This is a genomic window from Photobacterium sp. BZF1 (genome assembly GCF_014349205.1).
Classification (GTDB): Bacteria; Pseudomonadota; Gammaproteobacteria; order Enterobacterales; family Vibrionaceae; genus Photobacterium.
This window is the reverse complement of the sequence record NZ_JACSOF010000046.1, coordinates 34319-41864: the sequence shown is the minus strand read 5'-3', so window position 1 is coordinate 41864 and position 7546 is coordinate 34319. Positions and strand designations below refer to the sequence as shown.

The following is a 7546-nucleotide window of genomic DNA, read 5'->3' as shown; positions in this document are numbered from 1 at the left end:
CCCCCTATATAGATGACAAACCCGTCAATAATGGGCGACAAAAATTTCACCTAATCAACCTCTTGCCAGATTGTTTTGTTCTATGCTTGGAATTACGCAAAGTTAACGGAAAGTTAAAAAAATTTAAGAAAGGGTGAAAGTTATTTCTAACTCGCCCTTTCTTATGTACCGAGAGCACCATTGAGGTGCCAGTTAACCAGAAAGGAAACGTTGCAGTTTCCTGCAACAGTCAGCGTATTTAAGAGGAATGAACATGAAAAAGACTACCAACATCGCACTCGCCACTGCCGTAACTGGCTTACTTGCCCTAGCCGGCACCGCCATGACTACTACAGCAGCGGTTGCCGCCGAAGAGAAAGAGAAGTGCTACGGCGTCGTGAAAGCCGGTAAGAATGACTGTGCAACCAAAACCAGTTCTTGTGCCGGTACCTCAAAAACCGATGGCCAGAAAGATGCCTTCGTGATGGTTCCTAAAGGTTTGTGTGATCGCCTAGCCGGCGGCTCAACCAGCTCATCATAACCCTAGACCACCTACCAACTTGATAACACTAGAATGAAGGAATCATTATGAAAAAGTCTAACCTAGCTGTTGCTACCGCGGTTTCAGGCCTACTTGCCCTTGCGGGTACCGCATTAACCCCATCTGTTGCTGTCGCAGCAGAAAAAGAGAAGTGCTACGGTGTGGTCAAAGCCGGTAAAAACGACTGTGCAACCAAAACCAGCTCGTGTGCCGGTACCTCGAAAACCGATGGTCAGAAAGATGCTTTCGTCATGGTGCCTAAAGGCCTTTGTGATCGCCTGGTCGGTAGTGCTAAAGAGGCTAAGTAATTGAGCAGGTTGTCTTATGACAAGATGGTAGGGGTGGGGCTTCGCTCCCCCCACATCCATCAAATTCTCTCTGAACGGCCAGAAATCGGTTGGTTGGAGATCCACAGCGAGAATTATTTCAAGGCCAACTCACCGGCCCGCCAGCAACTCCGGGATATTGCCAACCATTACCCCATCAGCTGCCACGGGATCGGAATGTCCCTAGGCTCTGCCGACGAGCTGGATAAACAACATCTTGGCCAACTCAAGCAACTGGTCGATGAAATCAACCCGATAGCTGTCTCCGATCACCTAAGCTGGAGCTCGGTCGACGGACAGTACTTCAATGACCTGTTACCGCTCCCTTACACCGAAGAGGCTCTCGCCCATTTCTGCCGTAAGGTTGAACAGGTGCAAGAAGCCCTCGGGCGTCAATTACTGGTTGAGAACCCGTCCAGCTACCTAAGCTTCAACCATTCGACCATTCCCGAATGGGAATTTCTGCGGGCTGTCCAGCAGCGCACCGGTTGTGGCTTGCTGTTCGACCTCAACAATATCTATGTCAGTAGCTTCAACCATGGCTTTGACTGCCAGACCTACCTTGATGCTATCGACCCGCGAACCGTCAAGGAAATCCACCTAGCCGGCTTTACAGTTAAGCAATTCGAGCAAGGGGAGATCTGGATAGACACCCACAGCAAACCGGTCAGCGAACCGGTGTGGCAACTCTACCGCCAATGGGTACGCCAACATTTTGCTGCACTAGGCGGAGTGCCTACACTCATCGAATGGGATCTCGATATCCCGGAGTTGGACGTACTGCTTGGGGAAGCTGAAAAAGCGCAACAGATTATTGCCAAGGAGGCCAACGATGGGGTCTCCGCAGCCTAACAGCCTCCACCAGCTACAGCAGGATTTCGCCGAAGCACTGCATTACCGGCCCAGCACCGCCGGCGAGAATATCGCGGACAGCACTTTCGGCCCGGAGCAACTGATCCAGGTTTACCGAAACAATTTTATTATCAGCCTGTCAGAGGTTCTGGAAGCCACCTACCCCTGTTGTCTGGCTGTTGTGGGAGAAGAGTGCTTTGCCCAAATAGCCCGCCAACATGTCCTCAACTATCCGCTTAGCGAGGGCAATGTCACCGACTACGGCGACGGGTTCAGCGAAACTATCAACAATCAGCCCGCCTTGGTCGAGGCCGTTCCCTATCTAGCCGATCTCGCTCGCCTCGAATGGCTGGTAGACCGCGCCAGTCAGCATGTTCCGGTCAGCACGAATTTTCCGTTCGAGCAACTGACACTGATCACCGAGGACAACCTGCCCCAGTTGGTAATGGAAGTTGCTGAGCCTATCTACAGCTTCGATGCCCAATACCCGGTCGCCAGCCTGTGGCAGATGATCACCCAAGACCAGATTGAGCAAATTGACCTCAGCCAACCGGAGCCGGTCATTATCCAGCACCGCCCTCAAGGAATACAGGTGTTGGCAACCACCCCATCAGCTACAGCACTGTTGCGCCTATGCCAGCAGAGAAAACCCTTAGGGGAAGCCGATGAAGCCATGTTGGCTATTCTCGGCGAACTTATCCAACAACAACTCTTTACCCGTATCCACGGCTTGCCTGAGGGAGAATCCGCATGCTGAATTTTCTCAAACAAATCGACACTACGTCTCAGCGGATCACCGAACCACTGATCCCACTCCTGCTGCTGTTCACCCGGCTCTGGGTGGCGTGGGTCTTCTTCAAATCAGGCATGGTGAAATACAACAGCTGGGACAGCACCCTCTACCTATTTGAGTATGAGTACCAAGTCCCATTGCTGCCTTGGCAAATCGCCGCCTACATGGGAACCGCTGCCGAGCTGATACTGCCGGTATTCCTAGCACTAGGCTTGTTTACCCGCCCTATGGCACTGGCTCTGTTCGTATTCAATATTATTGCGGTGGTATCTTACCCGCTGTTGTGGGAGAAGGGGTTCTTCGACCACCAGCTGTGGGGCATGATGATGCTGGTCAACGTGTTCTGGGGGGCCGGAATGATCTCGGTCGACCATTTGATAAGCAGCAAGCCTAAGCAGTCCCTGCTGCAGTAATCCATCATCCAACAAAAAAGGGCTGCAAAATCTGCAGCCCTTTACAAATCTACGCAACAGCTTCGATAGCAGAACGAAAATCCCAAAAACGCAATAAAGACATCCATGTCGCTCCAACCCGACGTCCATGTCGGGTAGGTTTTGTGATTTTATCCTGCTACCGAAGCCAAAAATTAAGCATCACTCAGGCACCAAAGCCAACAGCTGTGAAAGCTGGCTGATTTCGACATCCGGCAACCACTTGGCGCGCGGCTCGCGGCTCAACACCCGCTGCTGATCGTTGAACCAGCAGGCCTTGAAGCCATTGCGCTTAGCCCCGCCGACATCGGTCACCAGATGATCGCCGACATGGAGGATATCACCCGGTGCCAGGCCGAGTCCTGCCGCTGCACGAGAAAACAAATCCGGCTCGGGTTTTGACAACCCATCGCGGCCTGCCATCAATACACCATCGAAATATTGCCCCAGCCCGATTTTGTCCGCATCGACATTCCCATTGGTAATTGCCACCAACGGCAGTTGCTGCTTGAGCAAGGCCAGCACCCGGTGGGTTTCTTCAGGGACATCGACCTGGTTTCTAACCTCCAGTACCACCGCCACGCCTTCGGCGGCGGCTTGCTCGGCTGCCGACAAGGAGTAGCCCAACTGCATAAAGCCAATTTTGAGCAACTCAAAGCGCCATTGGGTCACGTCATGGCGAAGCATGGGATCGGCCTTGGCCAGGCGCATTTTCAGCTGCAGCCAATCCGCCGTTCCGACACCTTGTGTGCGCGGGTGATGGGCCGCCAACCAATCATGCATGGCTTGCTCGGCACGGCGGATCACCGGACGGTTATCATAGAGGGTATCGTCAAGATCGAAGGTCAGCGCCTTGGGCGCGGACAAGCGGCGGTAAAACTGCATCAGCGGTTACTCTCGAAACAATCCCGGCTCAGCGCTTGTTGCGCTTGGCTCGGGGATGGGCTTCATCGTACACCTGTGCCAGGTGCTGGAAGTCCAAGTGGGTATAGATTTGAGTGGTCGAGAGGTTGGCATGACCCAGCAGTTCCTGGACAGCCCGCAGATCTCCCGATGACTCGAGCATATGGGTAGCAAAGCTATGGCGCAGCTTGTGCGGGTTTATATGGCTGGAGACGGCCTGCTTCTGGCCCCATTCCGCCATTCGCTTCTGGACATTGCGGTTGGAGATACGCTGCCCGAGCTTGGAAACAAACAGCCCCGGCTCACCGGGCGCTGCCAACTGGCCCCGGACCTTTAGCCAATGACCGACCCACTCACGGGCCAGTCCGGCGAAGGGCACAATCCGCTCCTTATCGCCTTTACCTATCACCCGCAAGTCGCCCTTACGCAAACTGACATTCTTGACGTCAAGGCTCACCAGTTCAGACAAACGCAGACCGGCACCATACATTAGCTCCATCATCGCCCGGTCACGGATCGACAACGGGTCATCCTCATCGACACTGAGTAGCTGATCCATTTCATCAACATCGAGGTTCTTCGGTAGCGGCCTTGCCTTACGCGGCGCCGAGACGCCCTTGGCCGGGTTAGCCTTGAGCAGACCTTGCTGGACTAAATAGTCGAAGAAACTGCGCAGCGCTGACAGGCGCATCGACAGGCTACTGGCCTTAAGGCCATCACGCATGCCCTTGGAAGCCAACTGGCGCACCCAGCCGGCATCCACAGCCTGCCAATTATCGACACCCAAAGAGACCAACTGCTCTGCCATGGTTGTCAGTTGGCGCTTGTAGTTCTGCTGGGTATGCAGGCTAAGCTCCCGCTCACTACGCAGGTATTCATAAAAGCGCTGCAACGGCTTTTCCAGACCGGATGGCAGGCTCATTCAATCACCTCTCGGGTATATTCCCAATGGTGGATCAATTTAGCCAAAACCATTGCCAGCTGCTCGACAAACAGGGTATCCATTTCTGGCTGGAAATGGCCACCATCGACACTGGCGAAACTAAGCACACCAAATGGCCTGTCATTGCCAAGCGGCAATACCAGGAAGGAGCCCAATTGCGGCGGCTGAGCAAATAACACCTCTGCCTCATGCTTACGCAAGCGACCAAGATAGACCGGACGGGACGACAGCCGCGAGCGGCTGAAGCTGTCGAAGCTGCGGCGCTCGAGGAAGAGGTTGTCATCCAAACTATCAAACAGGCGCAGGCTGACATCAAGCCCCAGCTCTTCGGCCAAGGTCTCCAGCACACACAACGCCTGGTAGATGTTGTGGGTCTGGAACAACTGCTGTTGCGCCTTGGCAAAAGTATGGTAGAGCTGGCTGTTCTTCGTCGCCGCCCCCACCAAACCGGTAATTTTCTCTTCCAGTTCACCGACATTGCTACGCAGACGCTCAAGCTGGATATCCACCAGCGACACCACACCACGATCGGCATGGTGGACCTGGATCCGGCTCAACAGCTCCGGATGGCGAACAAAGAAATCAGGGTTGGCCAACAAAAAGTCAGCCACTGCCTGCTCGTCCAACGAGACGGTGTCCTGCCGAGGGGTGCACACGTCCAGCTGAGAAATATCGGTCATAATACAATTTGTCCATCGAACACGTGCGTTGCCGCACCTGTCATATACAAAGGTTTACCCTCGCCCGGCCAGCGGATCTGCAAGTCACCGCCCGGTAGCGATACCTTCACATTATCATCCAGCAGCCCCTGCATCCGGCCGATGGCAACAGCGGCACAAGCCCCGCTTCCACAGGCCTGGGTTTCACCGGCGCCACGCTCATAAACCCGTAGCTTGACTTCATTGCGGTTGATCACCTGCATAAAGCCCGCATTGACCCGCTCAGGAAAACGCTCATGGGATTCCAGCAGCGGCCCTAGGGTCTCGACATCCGCCGTGTCGACGTCATCGACAACTGTGACACAATGGGGATTACCCATGCTCGCAGCACCACAGAACACGGTTTTTTCACCAGCACGCAAAATGTAGGTTTTCTCACTTTGCTTGGCACGGAAAGGGATCTTCGCCGGATCAAACTCTGGGACACCCATATTCACGGTGACCTGGTTATCGTTCTCCAGCTTGAGCACCATCTTACCGGCCTTGGTACTGACCGAGATATGGTATTTATTGGTTAGCCCCTTCATCCAGACAAAACGGGCAAAGCAGCGCGCACCATTGCCGCACTGCTCAACCTCACTGCCATCGGCATTGAAGATCCGGTAGTGGAAATCCGTCTCGGGATCATAGGGCGGCTCCACCACCAGCAGCTGATCGAACCCCACCCCACGGTGGCGATCAGCCAGGCGCCGGATTGCATCCGGCGAGAAGAACACGTTCTGAGTAACACAGTCGACGACCATGAAATCATTCCCCAGACCATGCATTTTCGAAAAATTAACCTGCATGTTGTCCCTTCTCATTATTCCGGCAGCAGATGCTCAGACTGCCATAGCTGCGCCAGCTCTTCACGCTCGCGCACCACATGGGCCTGGTTGCCATCAACCATGATCTCTGCCGCGCGGGTACGGGTGTTGTAGTTCGAAGACATCACAAAACCATAGGCCCCCGCCGAACGTACCGCCAACAAATCCCCCGTTTCAAGGCATAGCTGGCGATCCTTACCGATGAAGTCACCCGTCTCACAGATAGGCCCCACCAGATCATAAGTCACCTTCTCACCTTCACGCGGGGCAACTGGCACGATATCTTGCCACGCTTGGTACAGCGTCGGACGGATCATGTCATTCATCGCCGCATCGACAATGGCAAAGTTCTTGTGCTCGGTATGCTTGAGGTATTCCACCTGGGTCAGCATCACACCGGCATTCGCTGCAATTGCACGGCCCGGCTCGAAGATCAACTCAAGGTCACGATGCTCGGTCAAACGCTCCATCAAGGCCTTGGCATATTCCGATGGCTGAGGCGGGCGCTCGTCACTGTAGGTCACACCCAAGCCACCACCCACATCAAGGTGGTGGATGACAATACCTTCCTCTTTGAGGGTATCAATCAGGGCCAACAAACGGTCAGTCGCATCGATAAACGGATCAATGGCAGTCAACTGCGAGCCGATGTGGCAGTCCATCCCTGTGACGTCAAGGTGAGGTAGGCTGTGGGCCAAACGGTAGACCTCTGGCGCCCGGTCAAAGGCAATACCGAACTTGTTATCACGCAGGCCGGTTGAGATATACGGGTGGGTCTGGGCATCGACATCCGGGTTGATACGCAGTGAAATCGGCGCCACCTTACCCAGTTCGCCTGCCACTTGGTTGAGGCGCTCCAGCTCAGGCTCAGATTCTACATTGAAGCACTTGATACCAAGCTCCAGCGCCCGTTTCATTTCCGCCGCTGTCTTACCGACACCAGAGAAAACAACCTTGGCCGGATCGCCACCGGCGGCAACCACCCGCTCAAGTTCACCACCCGAGACAATATCGAAGCCCGAGCCAAGCCGTGCCAGCACGTTAAGTACCCCGATGTTGGAGTTGGCCTTGACGGCATAGCAGATCAGGTGTGGGTGATCGGCCACCGCCTGGTCAAACGCATGCCAATGACGCTCCAGCGTCGCACGCGAATATACATAGAGCGGTGTGCCAAAACGGTCAGCCAGTTCGGCCAGTGGAATGTCTTCGGCCCATAGTTGGCCATCTTGCTGATAATTAAAGTAATCCAATGT

Annotated in this window: 10 protein-coding genes; 5 read left to right on the top strand and 5 right to left on the bottom strand. The window is 54.5% G+C overall.

The window, feature by feature from the left end:
* Positions 1-253 precede the first annotated feature (253 nt).
* The 5 genes from BIZ37_RS12325 to BIZ37_RS12305 are packed head-to-tail and all read left to right on the top strand — an operon-like array spanning position 254 to position 2904.
* Positions 254-520 carry a DUF2282 domain-containing protein gene (locus BIZ37_RS12325; protein WP_107300302.1) on the top strand — a complete coding sequence of 89 codons (267 nt, stop codon included), beginning with the start codon at positions 254-256 and terminating at the stop codon, positions 518-520.
* Between the two features lie 47 nt (positions 521-567).
* On the top strand, positions 568-828 hold the full coding sequence (locus BIZ37_RS12320) for a DUF2282 domain-containing protein (RefSeq protein ID WP_107300303.1): 261 nt from the start codon (positions 568-570) through the stop codon (positions 826-828).
* A gap of 24 nt (positions 829-852) precedes the next feature.
* Entirely contained in the window at positions 853-1698 is an 846-nt protein-coding gene (locus BIZ37_RS12315) for a DUF692 domain-containing protein (RefSeq protein ID WP_187461751.1), read from the top strand.
* Positions 1679-2455 carry a DNA-binding domain-containing protein gene (locus BIZ37_RS12310; protein WP_187461748.1) on the top strand — a complete coding sequence of 259 codons (777 nt, stop codon included), beginning with the start codon at positions 1679-1681 and terminating at the stop codon, positions 2453-2455. Before BIZ37_RS12315 ends, BIZ37_RS12310 begins: the two co-directional genes overlap by 20 nt.
* Entirely contained in the window at positions 2449-2904 is a 456-nt protein-coding gene (locus BIZ37_RS12305) for a DoxX family protein (protein WP_187461747.1), read from the top strand. The genes BIZ37_RS12310 and BIZ37_RS12305 overlap by 7 nt, the downstream gene beginning before the upstream one ends.
* Before the next feature lie 180 nt (positions 2905-3084).
* Here the strand turns inward: BIZ37_RS12305 and yigB are convergent, their stop codons facing one another.
* Genes yigB through lysA form a run of 5 tightly spaced genes read right to left on the bottom strand, consistent with a single transcriptional unit; the run spans position 3085 to position 7543 of the window.
* Positions 3085-3807, bottom strand: a complete 723-nt coding sequence (yigB, locus tag BIZ37_RS12300; protein WP_187461746.1) for a 5-amino-6-(5-phospho-D-ribitylamino)uracil phosphatase YigB — start codon at positions 3805-3807, stop codon at positions 3085-3087.
* Positions 3808-3835: 28 nt separating this feature from the next.
* Positions 3836-4747, bottom strand: coding sequence for a tyrosine recombinase XerC (xerC, locus tag BIZ37_RS12295; RefSeq protein ID WP_107300308.1), 912 nt, complete (start codon positions 4745-4747; stop codon positions 3836-3838).
* A complete protein-coding gene (locus BIZ37_RS12290; RefSeq protein ID WP_187461745.1) occupies positions 4744-5448 on the bottom strand; it encodes a DUF484 family protein in 705 nt (234 codons plus the stop codon). The genes xerC and BIZ37_RS12290 overlap by 4 nt, the downstream gene beginning before the upstream one ends.
* Entirely contained in the window at positions 5445-6275 is an 831-nt protein-coding gene (gene dapF / locus BIZ37_RS12285; RefSeq protein WP_107300310.1) for a diaminopimelate epimerase, read from the bottom strand. The genes BIZ37_RS12290 and dapF overlap by 4 nt, the downstream gene beginning before the upstream one ends.
* Positions 6276-6289: 14 nt before the next feature.
* Entirely contained in the window at positions 6290-7543 is a 1254-nt protein-coding gene (gene lysA, locus BIZ37_RS12280) for a diaminopimelate decarboxylase (RefSeq protein ID WP_107300311.1), read from the bottom strand.
* Between the last annotated feature and the right edge of the window lie 3 nt (positions 7544-7546).